Raw genomic sequence first — 19,141 nt, forward strand, 5'->3', positions numbered from 1 at the left:
ATTATGAATGAGCATTCAGTCAATGGTTTTTACTAAGAAAAATGAAAACCTTTACATGAATAGTCATTCATTCCTTGGAAGCAACCAGGACTTTTTGTACCCCCTATAGGTTTCAATATGAATATTTAAGGTAAAAGAAGAAAGAGTGCAAAGTAGGTAAGGTTTAAGGGCATACTAATGCCAATGCAGATGAGAGAGTGATTATATGTGGTGGTTCATCCTACTGTTCATAATAGTTGTTGTCATAGGCTGGTTAATGATCGACTTTAAGCTGGGGAGAAGTCGTTTCATCCGGACACGGACAAGAAGAGATTATGAAAAACGAAACAGCAATATTAAGTTATTTTCCAGAGGTCCCGAGCTTTTTGATCAAATGTTTAAAGAAATGAAAGAAGCCAAGTCTTCCATTCATGTTTTATTCTATATCGTACAAGATGACCACTTTTCTTTACGGTTTATGGAATTACTGAAGGATAAAGCAAAAGAAGGCGTAGAGGTCCGCCTGTTAATGGATCAGATCGGAAGTCATAAAGTACCTAAATCAAAAATAAAAATGCTACGTGACGCAGGTGTGGAGGCAGCATTCTGCGAAAAGGTGCGCCTCCCCTTCCTATTCTTCTCCTCTCAACAGCGTAACCACCGAAAGATCACGGTGATCGATGGCAAGATTGGATATCTGGGAGGTTATAACGTCGGGAAAGAATATATTGATGAAAATGACAAACCCGAGCTTTCTCCTTGGAGGGATTACCATCTTCGTTTAGAAGGGGAAGGTGTGCACGATTTACAAACAGAATACTGCATTGATTGGTTCAGAGCGACGAAAAAGGATCTGAAAGACGAACCAAAATACTTCCCTTCAGCTGAGAAAGGAAGCATTCCCCATCAGGTTTTCCCGACAGAAGGAGTGAATATCGAGGATTTCTTCAAGAATTTTATCGATGAAGCCGAGAAGGAAGTCATCATTGGGACTCCTTATTTCATTCCCACCCCTATTTTAATGGAGGCACTATGTGATGCATTGGAACGCGGTGTTATTGTAAGGATCATCACTCCAAATTATGCCGATCATATGTTAGTGAAGGAGGCCGCATTCCCTTACTTTAGAACCTTACTGGCTAAAGGGGCAAAGGTGTACCAATTTATGAACGGTTTTTACCATGCGAAGGTAATGATCGTAGACGATCATTTCTGTGATTTAGGTACCGCCAATTTTGACAAAAGAAGTTTCTTTATTAATCTTGAAATTAACAATCTTATTTTCGACAAAGAATTTATTCACACATTGAAAAAAGAAATGGCAAAGGATATGGAAGCATCCGACATGCTGAGCGAAAGCGATCTTGGAAATGTTTCCTTGCTCACCCGTATAAAAGAGCGTGTCGCTTCATCCATTTCAATCTTACTTTAGGAGGAGATCACATGAAAGTCAGACTGGGGTTCGTTGCTAATTCCCTTTCCTTATGGGACGCGAGCCCTGCCAAATCCATGACCTTCAAACGATATTCTGTTCTTCCCAAAGAGGAACGAATGGATCGTTTGAAGGAAGTAACAAGATTAAACCTGGAACATACGAAACGCATACTGTATCTGTGTGCAGCTCATGAAATTGAAGTGTACCGACTCTCAAGCTCGCTTGTTCCATTAGCTACTCACCCGGAAGTGGAATGGGATTTCCATACTCCTTTTAAAAAAGAATGGAAAGAACTTGGGGAACTGATTAAGAAGTTTGGAATCAGGGCAAGCTTTCACCCCAATCAATTCACTTTATTCACTAGCCCCAAGCAGCATGTCACTGACAACGCCGTAAAGGATATGGTATATCATTACCGCATGCTTGAGTATATGGGGATTGAGGATAGCTCTGTCATTAACATTCATATTGGTGGAAGCTATGGTGATAAGGAAGAAACGCTGATACGTTTTCATGAGAACCTGAAAGACCTCCCGACTGAGGTGAAAGAGATCATGACCTTGGAGAACGACGACAAAACCTATACGGTAGAAGAAACATTAGGTGTTTGCCAAAAAGAAAACATCCCCATGGTCCTTGATATCCACCATCACGAGGCCAACCTTAGTGAGAAGCCTCTGGAGGATTATCTTGAAGCGATTTTTGCTACATGGAAAAAGAGAGATCTGGTTCCAAAAATACATATCTCCTCCCCAAAATCGGAAAAAGCCTTCCGCTCTCACGCTGATTTGGTCGATGCGGGCTTCGTAGAGGGGTTTTTCAAATCACTCAAGACGTTTGATCAGGACGTTGACTTTATGATTGAAGCAAAGCATAAGGATTTGGCCATGCTGAAACTGATAGAGGACCTCTCGACGATTCGGGGAGTGAAGCGGATTAGTGGCGGGGCATTGGAATGGTAGAGGGAAAGATGAACACGCTGTTGTTCGTCTTTTTTTGTCTATTCCAGGAACCGGTAACTTTCAAGATCGTTGGAAGCCACCGGAAATGGAATCGATTCCCATGTGAATTTTATTTAAAGACCGATTCAATCCAAGGCTGAATGGACGTGAAGGCTTTAAATCCAAGATAAATGCCTACGATTCCTGCAATTCCTGCCAAGGCAGGCGGTGCAGGAATCGGAAGCTTGAATAAAGCAAAAATAAATCCAACCAGGAAACCGGTCACAATTGCTAAGATAACTGTTTTCATAACATCCTCCTGAACAATATGTCTACTTTTATTATACGTAAAAGCTGGAGAAATATAAGAAAAAAGGTCCACCCCGAGGGACGGACCTTCTTCATCTATCGTCATTACATTTTTTCCGGAGCGGCAACTCCGATTAATGCAAGAGCGTTTTGTAATGTGACTCGAACCACTTTTACAAGAGCCAGACGTGCCGTTGTAAGTTCACGGTTTTCTTCGTCAAGAACCTTATTGGCATTGTAGAAGCTATGGAAAGCTGATGCCAGGTCGTTAATGTAATTTGCTACACGGTGTGGTGTACGTTTCTCCGCTGCATCGGCAACCATTTGTGGGAATTCACCTAATTTTTTCAGTAAATCCACCTCTTTTTCCGTGCCGATCAGCTTTAAGTCGATCTTATCTTCGGAAGCGAGTCCCTGCTCCTCTGCTTGACGAAGAATGCTGCAAATACGCGCGTGGGCATATTGAGCATAGTAAACTGGATTTTCATTTGATTGGGATACCGCTAAGTCCAAATCAAAGTCCATATGCGTATCCGCACTTCTCATGGCAAAGAAATAACGGACTGCATCCAGGCCGACCTCTTCTACAAGCTCACGTAAAGTGACTGCTTTACCTGTACGCTTACTCATCTTCATCTTCTCACCATTTTTATAAAGGTGAACCAGTTGAATCACTTCTACTTCTAATTTCTCACGGTCAAAACCAAGTGCTTCAATCGCCGCTTTCATACGAGGGATGTATCCGTGGTGGTCAGCACCCCAAATATTGATCAGCACATCGTGTCCGCGTTCGAATTTATCCTGGTGATAGGAAATATCCGGAGTCAAATACGTGTACGTTCCATCATTCTTGATGAGAACACGGTCCTTGTCATCGCCAAGTTCAGTCGAACGGAACCAGGTTGCGCCTTCTTCTTCATAAACGTGACCATTGTCTTTTAGTGTTTTTAGCGCAGCGTCAATTTTACCGTTTTCGTAAAGAGATGTTTCAGAGTACCACACGTTGAACGGCACACGGAACATTTCCAGGTCCTTTTGAAGCTTGGCCATTTCGATCTTCAGCCCGTACTCACGGAAGAACTTGTAGCGCTCTTCGTCACTTACTTCCGCATATTTCGAACCGAATTCTTCCGCTAGTTTCTTCCCGATTCCGATGATGTCCGCCCCATGATATCCATCTTCAGGCATCGCTTTGTCTTCTCCAAGAGCTTGGAAATAACGGGCCTCGACGGAAATCGCCAAGTTATGAATTTGGTTTCCTGCATCGTTGATGTAGTATTCACGCGTGACTTTATAGCCGGCTTTTTCAAGAACGTTACATAGGGAATCACCTACAGCCGCTCCACGGGCATGCCCAAGATGAAGGTCACCTGTCGGGTTGGCAGATACAAACTCGACGTTCACTCTCTCGCCATTCCCCGCGTTAGATTGACCGTATTCCTGGTTTTGATCAAGAATCAATGGAATCAAGTCGGTCAGGTATTCATTGTTCATGTAGAAGTTAATGAATCCAGGTCCTGCGATCTCCATTTTTTCAATTGATGCCTTGGACTGGTCGAAGTTTGCCATTATGTCATCTGCAATCATGCGCGGCGCTTTTTTCGCTACGCGTGCAAGCTGCATCGCCATATTGGTAGAGTAGTCCCCGTGGGATTTTTCTTTCGGGACTTCTAAAATAACATCAGGAATCTGATCCTCTGTTGCGAGTCCCGCTTTCAGAACCGCTGCTTTTATTTCGGATTTCAGGTTTTCTTGTACTTTTTCGACAATATTCATATCGCTATGCTTCCTCCTTATAGTGAATGGACATAACATAATCCCCTACTGGACTATCTTGCATCTTTAACTCGTAAGAAAGGTTGAAATCCCCTTCCAGTTTGGAGTTACTTTGTGTATGTGAAAGTTTCTTTGTTTTGGTTGTAAGTAAGAGAGTACCCATCTGGCTTTCATATGAACCATTTTGTTCCTCCCGTTCGTTAAAGGCCATTCTCATTTTCACTGCACCGCTTCTGAGAATAAGAGCTTGTTGATCCGAGACTTTAACAATCGTATGGGTGGTTCCTTCCTCTTGCACCTCATCGTACTTCAGGAAAACGGCATCTCCTTTTTCATAGTATCGACCAAATGATACCAATTCAAAAGAGTCACTTTCCTCTCCTATTGTGATTTTGGTTTTCAAGTGAACTTTGACAGGGGTGTAATCTGTTTTTGCCGTCAAACCACTCACATCCTTTTCTATTTTAGGGTCCGATCAAGTGATAGGTCCGTCCCTCTTTTAGACGTCCCTTCCTTCTAACTAATTAAGTATAAGAAGTATTGTGGGAAATTGCAATGGAACACGGGGAGTTTTCCTTTTCCGGAGTGGATGTAAGCGGATTTATGGTAAAAGAAAAGCCTCTTCTGTCAAAAGAAGAGGCTTTTGGAATTTATTTTACCCAGCCCAGGAGCATTTCGCGAATCAGCTTACTTGCTGTATTGGCTGTTTGCTCGGACGGATCATAGATCGGGGCAACTTCTACAAGATCTGCACCTACTACATCCACGTCAGAGTGAGCGATGGCATGGATAGATGCCAGTAATTCTTTAGACGTAATCCCCCCGCAATCCACGGTTCCTGTACCAGGAGCGTGGGCAGGGTCTAATACATCAATATCGATCGTCACGTACACAGGACGTCCTGCAAGTTGAGGAAGAATTTCCTTCAACGGCTCAAGTACTTCAAATTTCGAGATGTGCATGCCGTTTTCTTTCGCCCATTGGAATTCTTCTTTCATCCCGGAACGGATTCCGAATGAGTAGACATTCTTTGGTCCGATATGCTCAGCGATTTTGCGGATTGGAGTTGAATGAGATAATGGCTCTCCTTCATACTCTTCACGAAGATCCGTGTGAGCGTCCATATGAATGATCGCAAGGTCCGGGTATTTCTTAGCGACTGCTTTCATGACTGGCCATGAGACCAAGTGCTCTCCACCCATTCCAAATGGGATTTTCCCGTCTCCAAGAAGACCGTCGATATAGTCTTCAATCATATCAATACTTCGCTGCGGGTTACCGAATGGCAATGGAATATCCCCGGCATCAAAGAATTTCACTTCTTCAAGCTCACGGTCTAAATAGGCACTGTACTCTTCTAAACCGATCGATACCTCCCGAATACGGGCCGGGCCAAAACGGGAGCCCGGGCGGTAACTCACCGTCCAATCCATCGGCATACCGTAAAGAACTACCTGGCTGTCTTCATAAGAAGGATGACTCTTAATAAACACATTACCTGAATAAGCCTCATCAAAACGCATACTTTTCAACCTCTCTTTTTAGAGGGACGGACCTCTAGGAGGTGCTTAACACCTTCTGAAGGTCCGTCCCTATCCAATTTGAACTATTTTCATTGAAATTTGAGGTCCGTCCCTCAAATTTTCTTTATTTCGTCAGGTCTTTAACGAATTTAGGAAGGGCGAATGCTGCTTTGTGCAGTTCTGGTGTGTAGTATTTTGTTTCGATTTCATGGAAACGGTCTTCCGGCACTTCGATTGGGTCGTGCTTTTTCGAACCGATGGTGAAAGCCCATAATCCACTTGGGTATGTCGGGATATTCGCAGTGTACAGACGTGTAATCGGGAAGATTTCCTTTACATCGCTTTGTACTTGGCGAATAAGATCTGCTTTGAACCAAGGATTATCACATTGAGCGACAAAGATCCCGTCTTCTTTCAGTGCTTTCGAAATTCCTGCATAGAAACCTTTTGTGAATAGGTTTACTGCTGGACCGACAGGCTCAGTCGAGTCAACCATGATCACGTCATATTCATTCTCACTTTTCGCGATGTGCATGAAGCCATCGTCCACTTGTACGTCAACGCGCTCGTTTTCCAGTTCCCCAGCAATCTCCGGAAGATACTTCTTAGAATACTCGATTACTTTTCCGTCGATTTCAACAAGTACCGCTTTCTTTACGCTTGGGTGCTTTAACACTTCACGGATTACGCCACCGTCTCCGCCACCGACAACTAATACTTTCTCAGGATTAGGGTGAGTGAATAAAGGCACGTGAGCTACCATTTCATGATATACGAACTCGTCTTTTTGGCTTGTCATCACCATTCCATCAAGGAATAGCATGTTACCCCACTCTTCTGTCTCTGCCATTTCAAGATATTGAAAATCCGTTTGCTCTGTATGTAAAGTTTTCTTGATTTTCATCGTGATTCCGAAGTTTTCTGTTTGTTTTTCTGTGTACCAAAGTCCACTCATTGTTTCAACTTCCCTTCCTGTTTTTTGTTGATTTTTCCACAATTTCCGTTCTTCGCTGTAAAAAACATATACCACTAGTTTGAGTTTTCACACGTTCATCTCAGGACAAAATAGATCACTCAGTTAAGCGAAAGCCTGTAATGACGGGCTTTACTCCTATTTATAAAAACGTCCGCAACAGACGTCATTTTTATCCTTCCCTATCATGATAAATACAAACATGAGAAAAAGTATAGTGGAATCTAGCAAAATTTCAAGTGAAATTTTTTCTAAATCTTTGACGTTTAAAAACTCGTAAAACTTTTCATACTGATACTATACGCTAAACATAATATAGGATGTTTACTATTGTCTAAATACAAACCAAGGTCCGTCCCTAAACTTACGGACCTTGGGAGGAGAAGGTGGGGAGAGGTATGGAACTGATGGCACGAATGGAGAAAACAAAAAAGTATGCCAGAGTGGCAGTCGTTGCAGGTTTATTGGTTACGGTCTTGATTCTTGGTGGGCTGATCGGAGTTTTAACATACGCTAAAATCCAGGGACCCCCTCCGCTTGCCGTGCCTCAATCCACTTTGCTCTACGGTGAGGACGGTTCGGTTATAGGGGAAACGAATACAGGAGAGAAACGATATTGGGTGAGCCTGAAAGAAATCTCCCCTGCGCTCATTGAAGCGACCATCTCCATTGAAGACAAAAGCTTCTATCAGCACTATGGCTTCGATATCAAACGTATGGCGGGAGCAGCACTTGCCGACTTGAAAGCCATGGCAAAGGTGCAAGGAGCCAGTACCATTTCCCAGCAGTATGCTCGCAATCTATTTTTATCCCATGACAAGACATGGAAAAGAAAGATTTCAGAAGCCCTCTATACGATTCGGATCGAGATGAACTATTCGAAGAAAGAAATTCTGGAAGGCTATTTAAATACCATCTATTATGGACACGGAGCTTACGGAGTCCAGGCAGCGAGTCAATACTATTTTGGCAAGGATGCCAACCAATTGAGCGTAGCCGAAGCTTCAATGCTTGCCGGCATCCCGAAAGCACCGACGTACTATTCACCCGTCGCCAATATGGAGAATGCCAAGAAGCGCCAGGAACTGATCCTTAAGTCCATGACCGAGGACGGCTTCATTACAAAAGAACAACAGGCAGTTTCAAAGGCAGCTCCGATTACCATAACAGGCGAACATGCACACCAAAAGGCAAAAACGGCTCCGTATTTTCAAGACGTTGTGAAAAGCATTCTGCGCTCTGACTTAGGCATAGAAGAGCGGACTATTGAAATGGGCGGACTGAAGGTATACACCACCCTTCATCCCGACCATCAAAAAGTAGCAGAAAAAGTCGTGAAGGATCAAATCCCTGATGAATCTGATATTCAACTGGGATTTGTATCAATGAACCCTAAAAATGGTTATGTAACAGCGCTTGTCGGTGGAAGAAGCTATGAGGAAAGCCCATTTAATCGTGCGGTTCAGGCCATTCGTCAGCCGGGATCGACGATTAAACCGCTCCTGTACTATTCTGCCCTGGAGCAAGGTTTCACCCCATCAACGACGATGAAAAGTGAGTTAACTTCATTCACATTTGATGATGGCAAAGCGAAATACACACCTCACAACTACAACAATAAATATGCAGGGGATGACATCACCCTTGCTCAGGCCATTGCTCTTTCCGATAATGTGTACGCAGTGAAAACCCACCTTTTCATTGGTCAGGATACCTTAACGAAAACAGCACAAGATACATTTGGATTAACAACAAAGGTAAAAAAGTATCCTTCCTCTGCACTCGGTACTTCAGGGGCAAGAGTCATCGATATGGTCAACGCCTATAATATCTTCGCAAACGGAGGCTATAAGGTAAAACCGGTATTCATTACACGTGTGGAAGACTGGTCCGGTAACGTCATTTACGAAAATAAATCTGAAAAAAAACAGATTTTGGACCCTGATCAGGCGTACGTCATGACACATATGCTGAGTGGTATATTTGATCCAAAGCTCAATGATTACTCCACGGTAACGGGGATCCAGATCCGGAAAGACGCCACCCGTCCCTATGCCGGAAAATCAGGTACCACTAACACAGATAACTGGATGATCGGCTACTCACCTCAGCTCACTGCAGGGGTGTGGACCGGATATGACAAAGAAAAAGAAATCTCCCTGGTCGACGATAAATATTTAGCCAAGAAACTCTGGGTGAATTTCATGGAGGAAGCGCTGAAGGATGAACCCGTTAAAAATTTCAAGCCAACGAAGGGTGTCGTCGGCGTAGCCGTGAACCCCCATAACGGGAAACTAGCCACAGAGGACTGTCCCGTGCAGCGCTTCACGTACTTTGTAAAAGGAACCGAACCTACAGAATACTGTCATGACCACCTGGGTGAAAATGAAGCTCCGAAAGAAAAGGCACCAACGAAAAAAGAAGAAAAGCCTTGGTATGAAAAAGTGAAGGATTGGATTTTTTAACCGAAAAGCGGAAGGGCTTTGCCCAGAGGCGACAAGCATAAGGCGAACCTGCCGAAAAGGCGGGTTTTTGCCTTTTTGGCAAGTTTGACTTATGACCTCGAGCCCCAAGCCCCTGGAGCTGGACATATCGAAAAGCGGAGGCAGGTTGGGCAGTCAGAAAAGTCGGTGGTCACAATTTGGCGCAACAAAGTTCAATAGTGGCACAAGTTATTTCGAAAATGCCGCAAGTTTAGCCGATTGTACCGCAACAAACCTAAAAAGCACCGCAAGTTTGTCCAAAAATGCCGCAACAAACCCACATCGCGCCCCCAAATCAGGCTAAATATCTATAAAAACGAAAAACCACGGGTTTGTGCGAACCCGTGGTTTTTCATGTCCTAGTTTATGTGCAAACTGTGATTTAAGTGTACTTTTTTTCAAGCATAAGGGCAAGATGTGAACGACATATTCAAAAAAATGTCATAGTTTGTTCACAAAAGAAGTTTTTTCTAGGATTTTAAACTTTTAACGCTTCCTTTAATTCATCTTTTGAGCGTTCCCACATACCCTCATCATGATTCTTCAGGAAGTCCGTGAGAATCCCTTTCGACTTGTCGTCCAGTTGATCGAGGACGATTTTACGTTTAATCGATTTATCCATATTATTTACATGCTCCGGCATGGACTTATATCCTCTGCGCTTCTCACGGTTCACGACCATTTCACATGCCGTCACACCTGCATAGTACGGTCCATTTTCCATACGGTCGATGGTCACCCAGATCAACCAGTAAGGTTTACCGCCTGCTGAATCCTCACGATTATTCGTGAATTTAATCCCTTTTTCGATCGGGCTCCTCGCATGCATAGCTCCGATTTCAATCGTCGCTTCCCCTTCTTCGACATCAATCATCACTGGGGAAACATTATCAAGACTTAATGAGCCTACACCATAGCCTCCGTGGCCGTCAGTAGGATCACTTTTGATGATGTTGAACCCGATGTTCTTTTTCTTTTCCATGTATCTTCACTCCTTGTCGTTGACATTCTTAGCTAAAGACTGAAAAAACAGTTGTAAATATCGCACTGAAAGCCTGGTTTGTTGCTGTCATCCCACCTTGTAACAACGGCCAGATCGTATACTCATCAAGCGGTGTAATCACGATGATCAGAAATAATACGACTCCATACTGCTCATACTGAGTCAGTTTTGCCCTGATATGATTCGGAGACAGGTCCTCTATGATCCGGTACCCATCCAGCGGAGGGAACGGCAGCAGATTAAATACAAATAACAACACATTCAGATACACAATCATCTGCAAGAGATCGATGACAAAGGGAGGAACCCCGACTCCACCAGTCACTCCTACAAAAAAATAAAAAAATCCAAATGCAATGAATGCAAGTAAGAAATTACTCAGCGGTCCTGCCACTGAAACTAATACCCCTGCCAAACGGGGATTTTTAAATCGGGATCTCATGACCGGTACAGGACGCGCCCAGCCAAACCCCGCAATTAAAATCAAAATGGTTCCCAGGGGATCCAGATGTTGAATCGGATTTAACGTGAGCCTTCCCTGATCCTTCGCTGTCGTGTCACCAAATTTGTACGCAACAAATGCATGGGCAAACTCATGAACCGTAAAAGCCATGACCAGGGCAATCACCACAAACGGAAGCTCTTCCAACCGAAAGACGGAAATGGACTCAAAAAGAGAGCTAAATGTATCCAAAGTATGTACTCCTTTAAAAAAATGATTTACTTTCTTATTCCATAGTATACAGAAAAATTCCTGCCTTCATGACCACTCTAAAGAACAATTCCAATTTCCCACCATAAGAGACTTGCTCTCACATCCCCTACCCTTTACATTTAAAAGGTGGGCTAAAACGATCATGCCTACCACAGATTGTACCAAATCCAAATGCAAGGAGCGAACCATAATGCCTTATATCACCGTAAAAATGCTCGAAGGCCGATCAGAAGAACAGAAACGCGCCCTCGTCGAAAAAGTAACCGAAGCCGTAAGTGAAACAACCGGGGCACCTGAAGAAAAAATAGTTGTCTTCATTGAAGAAATGACGAAAGGTCACTATGCAGTCGGCGGTAAGAGACTCAGTGATCAATAAGAATTAAGGACAATAAGCCTGCCATCAGACCGATCGCAGGCTCCAATCGTATCCTATACGAAGGAGCACTCATATGAAATTCTTCAAACCCATGTCCCCTAATGAAAAGACCAACTGGAACAAAAGTGCCGTACTGGGATTCTATACATATATGGGTTTACTCCGCGTTAATTATATATCTTCATTGTATTAGGCAGAGGTACCTCTTTTCCTCAGCTCTCATCTTCTTTACCGGACTGATCATCACATTCGGCTATTACTGAAATGTAAAAAAGGGGTAAATTCTCACCTTGATGAATACGATATACCAAACCCATATGGAAAGGATGAAGTGAAATGGACATAAATACCGGTGATTTACTCTACCAATTGTTCATGATGGCTTTCCTGGTAGCCATTGTGGTGTTCGCTTTCATGGTGGCAAAAGGGGTTCGAAATCGAAAGGTCCAGCAGCGGAAATATGATAAACAAATCGAAGAAAAGCTTGATCAGATTATAGAAAAAATGGATCAAACACCTAAATAAAGTGAGGAAAATCGTTACGCTCATGAGTGACGATTTTTTTTGCATTTAAAAGGGGATCACCCATTTCGAGTGATCCCCCCTTTCATATTAAAACGTCCATTACTGGACGATTTTTTTCATCTTTAATCCTTCGATGTATGCAAAGGCTTCGTCGATTTCTTCTTCTGTATATTTCTGCTTGCTCTTTAGTGTGAATACTTTCTCCACGACTTCATCTTTTGGAAGGCTATCAAAATATAAGACTGTCGAAACAAGTTCAAGAAAGCGTGCTGATTGAACGTTCATATCCGTCAGGCAATCTTCTAAACAGGGCATCTCTTTCTCATAAATCTGCAGGAAGTCTTCCCCTTCTTTGGTGACAGTGTACCGATATTGGTAATATCCACCCTTTTTCTCCTTCACCTCGGAGATGAATCCCATATTGCAGAGTTCTTCAACCCTTAGTGTAAGCTCTTCCGAGTATGGTCCATAAAAATGGAACTGAAATTTTTCCTGAAACGGGAATTCAAGCTTCTTCGCGATGAAGATCATCTTCTGAAGCTTTTTTCTTCCCACCACTTCACCCGAGGCTAAGAAGGCACTCATTAGTTTTGCATGATCTTTCAACAATGTACGTCATCTCCTACTCCTAGTATTGCGTTTGTAGATCCCCATTGTGTCGTGTCGTCTATGTTAGTTCTAGAATCGTACGTATTTGTCTTTTTATATTTTTCTTCGTTGATTCGTCATATAGTAAATCCACAGGATAATATAGTTTATGATCGGTTCGGCGTTTTCCGGAAATAGAATCGACGATGTCCGACTGCCTCGATAACTCGCGCAGCTCATCATTCCTCATTAACAGATGAATCGGAAGTCGTTCCTCTTCCTCGCCTGGTCTGTAGAAATCGTATGGAAGGTCTGAAGATGAGTCCACCACTAAATAATAGTCAGGGTCGATCCCCGCTTTTTTAAACAGAACTTCAAGCTCACTGTGCTTCTTATATTCCTTCGCTGGATCAAATTCTACGTACTTAAATAAATTACGGTTCATGAACCGCTCACATAAATCCCGTAAAATCGGATCCTCTTCTTCCTGCCAGATTTGAAAATAATACATAATGACCGCTTCATCCAGCTTTAAATAATCCTCTAGTGAAACCTCTCCTTCAAACAGGGAGTAAAAATGGATCGGGCTTTGCTTAAAGGAATAATACTCTTCATGAAGCTCCTTCGCCCTATGTAGAATCTTCGTTAAAATCACTTCTGCACTCCGGGTGACCGGATGAAAATAAACCTGCCAGTACATCTGATAACGGCTCATAATATAATCTTCCACTGCATGCATTCCGCTCTGTTTAATTACTACTTGGTCCTCACGGGGTCTCATCACACGAAGAATGCGCTCCATATCGAAGTGACCGTAGCTGACTCCTGTAAAATAAGCATCACGCTGCAAATAATCCATTCGGTCCGCATCAATCTGGCTTGAAATCAGACTGACAACCAGCTTGTTCTTATACGTCTTCGCTATCACTTCCGCTACATGCTTCGGAAAATCAGGTCCTACTTTCGCTAGAACTTCATTCACCTCTGTATCCCCTAAGATGATGGCTTGAGTGAAGTGCTCGTGATCCAGGTGAAACACTTTTTCAAAAGAATGGGAAAACGGTCCATGCCCCAGATCGTGTAATAACGCAGCGCAAAGCGACAATAATCGCTCATCCTGATTCCACTCCGGTCTACCTGCGAAGACATCGTCCACGATTCGGCGGATGATCTCATACACGCCAAGAGAATGATTGAACCGGCTATGCTCGGCACCATGAAAGGTCAGGTAAGTGGTTCCCAGCTGCCTGATCCTGCGAAGGCGTTGAAACTCTTTCGTTCCAATCAAATCCCAAATCACGCGATCCCTTACATGAACATACCGATGAACAGGGTCTTTAAATACTTTTTCTTCATGTAATTTCTGCTTGGCATACTCCATCTTCTACCCTCTTCCTAAACTAGCATATTTCTATTATAGCGACTTTTATCCTGGCATTCATCTCGAATTTTGTCGAACAAAATAGGTAATTGGCTTCTGAATGATCCGCGGCAAGCGTTCCGTTTCCTTCAAGAAAATTTCAGCTTTTGGGCACTCTTGACAATAATCTACGCATTCCCTACTTATTCTCTACCCTCTAACTAGTTTCCTTTTCCAAGAAGAACCAAACCTATAATTTTTTGTTCAGCAGAAAAGAAAAAACTCCCTCACTGGAAGTTTTCCTTTATTTCTTTATTTTCTTGATTACTTTTTCCATGAGTTCTTCTTCCGTCAACGCCGCTACAGGACGATTATTCACAAAAGCGAATGTCTTCTTGCGCCCTGGACCACAATAGGATTGACACGCAATATCTATCGGTGCATCCGGGTCAATTTCTTTTAATTTGGGAATCAAGGTCTTCAGATTAACGGCCTGACAATCATCGCAAACACGAAATTCGTTTGCCATTTGTCAACAACCCTTTCTATCTATTTAAATGATTTTTATTCGTCGTAAACATCGATTTATAGAATACAGTTTTCTGCAATGTTTTGCAAGAGAACATCGTTTCCAGATTGTAGGAACCCCCACTTATACAACGAAACTAGCAGACAAAAAATAATTTTAACATATTCGTATAAAAACCTATAAAACTGTCCATCCTTAAACCAACGAATCATTTAAGAAAACTATGGGAGTTGAGATGAAATGATGATGAAAACAAGACAGGATGCCTGGACGGAAGAAAATGATCTATTATTAGCCGAAACGGTCCTACGTCATGTACGGGAAGGCAGCACACAATTAAATGCCTTTGAAGAAGTCGGGGACAAACTGAACCGCACATCTGCCGCATGTGGATTCCGCTGGAACGCAGTCGTGCGTCACCAATACGAGAAAGCTCTTCAACTAGCAAAAAAACAACGAAAACAGCGCCACCGCATCCTCGGAAAAGACCAGGGCGGCAAGAAAAAGCTATTGTATCAGCCACCAACGCCTTCATTCGAAGATTTAGATGCTATGTCTCTATCAATGTCTGAAGCCGAAGAAGAAATGGAATTTGCTGAGTACGAGAACTATGTGCCAGAAACGGAACAGCTGGGGAAAGAATCCGAAGAAGCCCCGAAATTCGAAATGGAAGCAAGCGAGGAACAAGTCTACGTCACACAGCAGGCGCCTGCCGCTAACCATGTGGTAAAGTCTTCAGGATTAAAAGGTGAAGTGACACTGGAAAAAGTCATTGCCTTCCTGCAAAACCTTGCTCAAACTAACATGAATTCCGACTATGTAAAAATTGAGAATCAGAGATTGAAGCAGGAAATCGCTGAAATCAGAAAAGAAAACAGTGAGCTTGAAAAGAAAGTCAAAGCTCTTGAAAACAATTCCGTCACCATGCAGGAAGACTACGAAACACTTATGCAAATCATGAACCGTGCCAGAAAGCTTGTCCTATTCGATGAAGACGATGCCAAAGCGCCACGTTTCAAAATGGATCGTAACGGAAACTTAGAAAAAGTAGCTGAATAATGTTCGTTCCCAACCAGTGCGCCTGTGGGTGTGCTGGTTTTTTCGGTTGGGTTGCCCATTCTTACACAACCAAAAAAGCCAGACCCCAAACCAATCGAAGTCCAGCCTATCCTTCTATCCCAAAAACTTCTCATTCCGATCAACGACTCTCTGATAATACATTTCATACATTCCATACTCTTCCCCTTGAAGAGCACTGCTATAGAACTCACCGCTGAATCCTTTCAACGACTGCAGGAACCTGAGCATCACGTCTTGAATCGACAACTCGACTCCAAGCAGCTCCGATAAAGAAGCCATCACTTCAGGATCAATTACAGGAAATGTGAACTTCGTCGTTCCATCCTTCAATCCGATCTCATAAAAACGCTGAATCAGCTTCGCTCGTCCAGCACCACTTCCATTGACGCAGAGGTACACCTGTACGGCTACTCCATTTCGAATTCTGCGCTGGGAAATACCCGCAAATTTCTGATCATGTATGCTCAAATCATAACTTCCAGGACAGTAGGACTGCGTGATTTCCTTCGCCTCGATCTTCACATCAAAGTCCTTGAACATATCCTCAACAAGCAACCACATGGCATCGTAGCCACGGTTAATATCGATCCCTTTTTCAGAATCGGGGAAAACCAATGATAGATTCAATACTCCTTCATCCAATACAACGGCAAGGCCTCCGGAGTTTCTTACAATATATTGATAGCCTTCTTCTTCCAACACCTTCAAGGCATCAGAAAGAAACGGCAGCTTTGTATCCTGAATGCCCAGTACGACTGTCTGATGGTGAACCCATGAGCGTGCCGTCGGGTCAGACTGAGCCGCTCCAACTGCCGTGCACAACGTATCATCCATGGCAAACGACTGCAGGGCCCCGAACATCGGTCCCAAGCTCGATTGATCAATCACTCTCCATCTGTCTTGACGAAGCAGTGCATATGCTTTTTCCTTATCCATAACGCTTCTCCTTCACTCACAACATGCGAGCTCATTATATCATATATTGGCGGGGTTGCTAAAAAAGGGGTTGGACAAGCCAAGAGGGCCGCTTTTCGTTTGAAGTTGATTGTCTGTTAAAGAATGTGGTTATTTTGATATCCCGATTTATTTGCCTGTTAAAAACTGCGGCTATTTTGACAGGTGAATATCTCGATTTATTTCCCTGTCAAAAAAACAAGTGATATTTAAAAGGCAAACGTAATTCTCTCCTGGTGCCAGGCACCAATTGAGCACACACAAACGAAAAAAAGCCGAACCCCCAAAAGGATCCAGCTTTCTTCACAGCATCTATAAAATTACAGCGCCTGAGCACCCGTAATCAACGCCAGCTTATACACATCTTCTTCGTTACAACCACGTGAAAGATCGTTTACAGGTGCGTTCAGTCCTTGAAGGATCGGGCCAACTGCTTCGAAGTTTCCTAGGCGTTGGGCGATTTTGTATCCGATGTTTCCTGCTTCAAGGCTCGGGAATACGAATACGTTCGCATTACCTTGGATGTCGGCACCCGGTGCTTTTTTCTCTGCAACAGATGGAACGAATGCTGCGTCGAATTGGAATTCACCGTCGACAGTCAGTTCCGGTGCTTTTTCTTTTGCGACCGAAACGGCTTCAACCACTTTTTCCGTTTCCGGTGATTTAGCCGAACCTTTTGTAGAGAAGCTTAGCATTGCTACGCGTGGGTCGATGTCAAACATTTCAGCTGTTTTCGCACTTTCGATAGCGATTTCAGCAAGATCCTGGCTGTCAGGTGAGATGTTGATGGCACAGTCAGCGAATACATACTTCTCTTCTTCACGTACCATGATGAAGACACCGGAAGTTTTGCGGACGCCTTCTTTTGTTTTGATGATTTGAAGAGCCGGACGAACCGTATCAGCTGTCGAGTGAGCTGCTCCACTTACAAGACCGTGAGCTTTGCCCGTGTATACGAGCATTGTTCCGAAATAGTTTCCGTCTAATAGGATTCTTTTCGCATCTTCTTCTGAAGCTTTTCCTTTACGACGCTCTACAAATGCCTTCACAAGCTCGTCCATTCCGGAAAATGATACCGGGTCTACAACGTCACAACCGTCAAGCTTCACACCCAGCTGGTCGGCTTTTGCATTGACTTCATCCACGTTTCCGACTACGATTGGCGTCAATATGCCGTCGCCAGCTAAACGGGAGGCTGCTGTTAGAATACGCTCGTCTGTACCTTCAGGGAAAACGATTTTTAACTCTTTGCCTTTTACTTTATCTGTTAGTGTTGTAAATAAGTTGCTCAATAGAGGGACCTCCTTGATTTATACATATCCAATCTTAGAATACTCTTCTCATATAGGAATTCAAGGAAAAGGAGAAATGATATCGGTTTCACATAAAAAGTCTTTGTTTTCTAATAATTTCTATTTCCTATTACCCTTTCTTCTACAGCCCTAAGCCTATGTAATAATCTACGAAGATAGTGTGTTCCAGATATCCGTTGCCTATCCACTATTTGTGCCATTTTAACGACATTGGGTTTTGTATTCTTACTCTAAGGTCAAACTATGATATAGTAAAGTTGGAAAAAGTACTTTAAGGAGTGATTACGATGGCAGAACCCGCACAAACGTTAGATGGTTGGTATTCCTTGCATGATTTTCGCGCGATGGATTGGACTTCCTGGAAGATGCTTCCGAGTGAAGAAAGATCCTCGGCGATTTCTGAATTCCACCGTTTCTTAGATAAGTTAAACAGCACGCAGGATGCGAAAGAAGGAAGTCACGCTCTTTACACGATCGTTGGTCAAAAAGCAGACTTTATGCTGATGATCCTTCGTCCTACTATGGAAGAATTAAATGAGCTGGAAAATGAATTCAACAAGCTGAAAATTGCTGAATTTACGATTCCGACATACTCTTATGTTTCTGTAGTGGAACTTGGCAATTACATGCCATCTGAGGGCGATCCTTATGATAATCCATATGTACAGGAGCGCATCTACCCGATCCTTCCGAAAGCGAATCATATCTGCTTCTATCCAATGGACAAGCGTCGCCAGGGAAATGATAACTGGTACATGCTGCCGATGGAAGAGCGTCGCGACATGATGAGAAGTCATGGAATGATCGGCCGCCAATACGCAGGAAAAGTTAAACAGATCATCACAGGTTCTGTTGGTTTTGATGATTACGAGTGGGGTGTGACCCTATTTGCTGACGACGTCCTTCAATTCAAAAAGCTTGTATACGAAATGCGTTTTGATGAAGTAAGTGCACGCTACGGCGAATTCGGTACCTTCTATGTAGGTAATCTATTAAAAGAAGAAGCAATTGCGAAATTCCTTCACGTGAACTAAATACAATGATAAACGACAAGTCCTCGCGGCTTGTCGTTTTTTCATGAAAAAAGTTCGTCTTCCTCATTAAAAAAACAAACGAATATATTATTCTCCCCCTACATAGACATGAAATAGTGAGACAGATAGCATCTTCAAAAGTGAGGTGGCTGTTATTCCTTATAACGAGAAGGAAGTGAAACTTCTGGAAGTCCCACAGTTTCTATCAGCCTGCTCAAAGAGATTGTCCGAAAGTATTCTAACTT

At 43.2% G+C, this 19,141-nt stretch carries 19 protein-coding genes; 7 read left to right on the top strand and 12 right to left on the bottom strand.

Going from position 1 to position 19,141, the window contains the following annotated elements; all coding sequences use genetic code 11:
* Positions 1-205 precede the first annotated feature (205 nt).
* Together cls and uvsE are read left to right on the top strand one after the other, a co-directional pair.
* Complete coding sequence (gene cls / locus F0342_RS04575; RefSeq protein ID WP_149154835.1) at positions 206-1,411, top strand: cardiolipin synthase; 1,206 nt, start codon at positions 206-208, stop codon at positions 1,409-1,411.
* 11 nt (positions 1,412-1,422) lie between these two features.
* Positions 1,423-2,376: a UV DNA damage repair endonuclease UvsE gene (gene uvsE, locus F0342_RS04580; protein ID WP_149154836.1), complete on the top strand. Its 954-nt coding sequence runs from the start codon at positions 1,423-1,425 to the stop codon at positions 2,374-2,376.
* A gap of 109 nt (positions 2,377-2,485) precedes the next feature.
* Here the strand turns inward: uvsE and F0342_RS04585 are convergent, their stop codons facing one another.
* The 5 genes from F0342_RS04585 to speE form a co-directional block, all read right to left on the bottom strand.
* Positions 2,486-2,665 carry a XapX domain-containing protein gene (locus F0342_RS04585; RefSeq protein ID WP_149154837.1) on the bottom strand — a complete coding sequence of 60 codons (180 nt, stop codon included), beginning with the start codon at positions 2,663-2,665 and terminating at the stop codon, positions 2,486-2,488.
* A gap of 104 nt (positions 2,666-2,769) precedes the next feature.
* Positions 2,770-4,440: an arginine--tRNA ligase gene (gene argS, locus F0342_RS04590; protein WP_149154838.1), complete on the bottom strand. Its 1,671-nt coding sequence runs from the start codon at positions 4,438-4,440 to the stop codon at positions 2,770-2,772.
* Positions 4,441-4,444: 4 nt separating this feature from the next.
* Positions 4,445-4,882, bottom strand: a complete 438-nt coding sequence (locus F0342_RS04595; protein ID WP_262481641.1) for a YwiB family protein — start codon at positions 4,880-4,882, stop codon at positions 4,445-4,447.
* A gap of 208 nt (positions 4,883-5,090) precedes the next feature.
* Positions 5,091-5,963: an agmatinase gene (speB, locus tag F0342_RS04600; RefSeq protein WP_149154840.1), complete on the bottom strand. Its 873-nt coding sequence runs from the start codon at positions 5,961-5,963 to the stop codon at positions 5,091-5,093.
* 124 nt (positions 5,964-6,087) lie between these two features.
* Positions 6,088-6,918, bottom strand: a complete 831-nt coding sequence (gene speE / locus F0342_RS04605) for a spermidine synthase (RefSeq protein ID WP_149154841.1) — start codon at positions 6,916-6,918, stop codon at positions 6,088-6,090.
* Between the two features lie 416 nt (positions 6,919-7,334).
* Here speE and F0342_RS04610 point away from each other — a divergent pair, with 416 nt between their 5' ends.
* Entirely contained in the window at positions 7,335-9,401 is a 2,067-nt protein-coding gene (locus F0342_RS04610) for a transglycosylase domain-containing protein (RefSeq protein WP_149154983.1), read from the top strand.
* Positions 9,402-9,897: 496 nt separating this feature from the next.
* Here the strand turns inward: F0342_RS04610 and F0342_RS04615 are convergent, their stop codons facing one another.
* Together F0342_RS04615 and F0342_RS04620 are read right to left on the bottom strand one after the other, a co-directional pair.
* Positions 9,898-10,401, bottom strand: coding sequence for a YwhD family protein (locus tag F0342_RS04615; RefSeq protein WP_149154842.1), 504 nt, complete (start codon positions 10,399-10,401; stop codon positions 9,898-9,900).
* A 28-nt stretch (positions 10,402-10,429) separates the two neighbouring features.
* Positions 10,430-11,035, bottom strand: a complete 606-nt coding sequence (locus F0342_RS04620; RefSeq protein ID WP_149154984.1) for a site-2 protease family protein — start codon at positions 11,033-11,035, stop codon at positions 10,430-10,432.
* A 292-nt stretch (positions 11,036-11,327) separates the two neighbouring features.
* On the opposite strand from F0342_RS04620, the gene F0342_RS04625 reads away from it, so the two are divergent.
* Both F0342_RS04625 and F0342_RS04635 read left to right on the top strand, forming a co-directional pair.
* The gene (locus F0342_RS04625) at positions 11,328-11,513 is read left to right on the top strand and encodes a 2-hydroxymuconate tautomerase (RefSeq protein ID WP_034765056.1); all 186 of its coding nucleotides are present in this window, start codon (positions 11,328-11,330) and stop codon (positions 11,511-11,513) included.
* 336 nt (positions 11,514-11,849) lie between these two features.
* A complete protein-coding gene (locus F0342_RS04635) occupies positions 11,850-12,038 on the top strand; it encodes a DUF4083 family protein (protein ID WP_149154843.1) in 189 nt (62 codons plus the stop codon).
* 99 nt (positions 12,039-12,137) lie between these two features.
* Here F0342_RS04635 and F0342_RS04640 read toward each other — a convergent pair whose 3' ends face one another.
* From F0342_RS04640 to F0342_RS04650, 3 genes are all read right to left on the bottom strand, one after another.
* On the bottom strand, positions 12,138-12,647 hold the full coding sequence (locus F0342_RS04640; protein WP_149154844.1) for a YwgA family protein: 510 nt from the start codon (positions 12,645-12,647) through the stop codon (positions 12,138-12,140).
* Positions 12,648-12,705: 58 nt separating this feature from the next.
* A complete protein-coding gene (locus F0342_RS04645; RefSeq protein ID WP_149154845.1) occupies positions 12,706-14,007 on the bottom strand; it encodes an HD domain-containing protein in 1,302 nt (433 codons plus the stop codon).
* Between the two features lie 283 nt (positions 14,008-14,290).
* The gene (locus F0342_RS04650; RefSeq protein WP_034765044.1) at positions 14,291-14,515 is read right to left on the bottom strand and encodes a YuzB family protein; all 225 of its coding nucleotides are present in this window, start codon (positions 14,513-14,515) and stop codon (positions 14,291-14,293) included.
* Between the two features lie 246 nt (positions 14,516-14,761).
* Between F0342_RS04650 and F0342_RS04655 the strand changes: the two genes are divergently transcribed.
* Positions 14,762-15,574 carry an RsfA family transcriptional regulator gene (locus tag F0342_RS04655; RefSeq protein WP_149154985.1) on the top strand — a complete coding sequence of 271 codons (813 nt, stop codon included), beginning with the start codon at positions 14,762-14,764 and terminating at the stop codon, positions 15,572-15,574.
* Positions 15,575-15,688: 114 nt separating this feature from the next.
* On the opposite strand, the gene lipL is transcribed toward F0342_RS04655, so the two are convergent.
* Both lipL and pta read right to left on the bottom strand, forming a co-directional pair.
* Positions 15,689-16,531 carry an octanoyl-[GcvH]:protein N-octanoyltransferase gene (gene lipL / locus F0342_RS04660; RefSeq protein WP_149154846.1) on the bottom strand — a complete coding sequence of 281 codons (843 nt, stop codon included), beginning with the start codon at positions 16,529-16,531 and terminating at the stop codon, positions 15,689-15,691.
* Positions 16,532-16,869: 338 nt separating this feature from the next.
* A complete protein-coding gene (gene pta, locus F0342_RS04665) occupies positions 16,870-17,841 on the bottom strand; it encodes a phosphate acetyltransferase (RefSeq protein ID WP_149154847.1) in 972 nt (323 codons plus the stop codon).
* Between the two features lie 308 nt (positions 17,842-18,149).
* Between pta and hemQ the strand changes: the two genes are divergently transcribed.
* A complete protein-coding gene (gene hemQ / locus F0342_RS04670) occupies positions 18,150-18,896 on the top strand; it encodes a hydrogen peroxide-dependent heme synthase (protein ID WP_148970657.1) in 747 nt (248 codons plus the stop codon).
* Positions 18,897-19,141: the final 245 nt, after the last annotated feature.

It is taken from the genome of Bacillus sp. CH30_1T, assembly GCF_008364765.1.
Lineage (GTDB): Bacteria > Bacillota > Bacilli > Bacillales > Bacillaceae_B > Rossellomorea.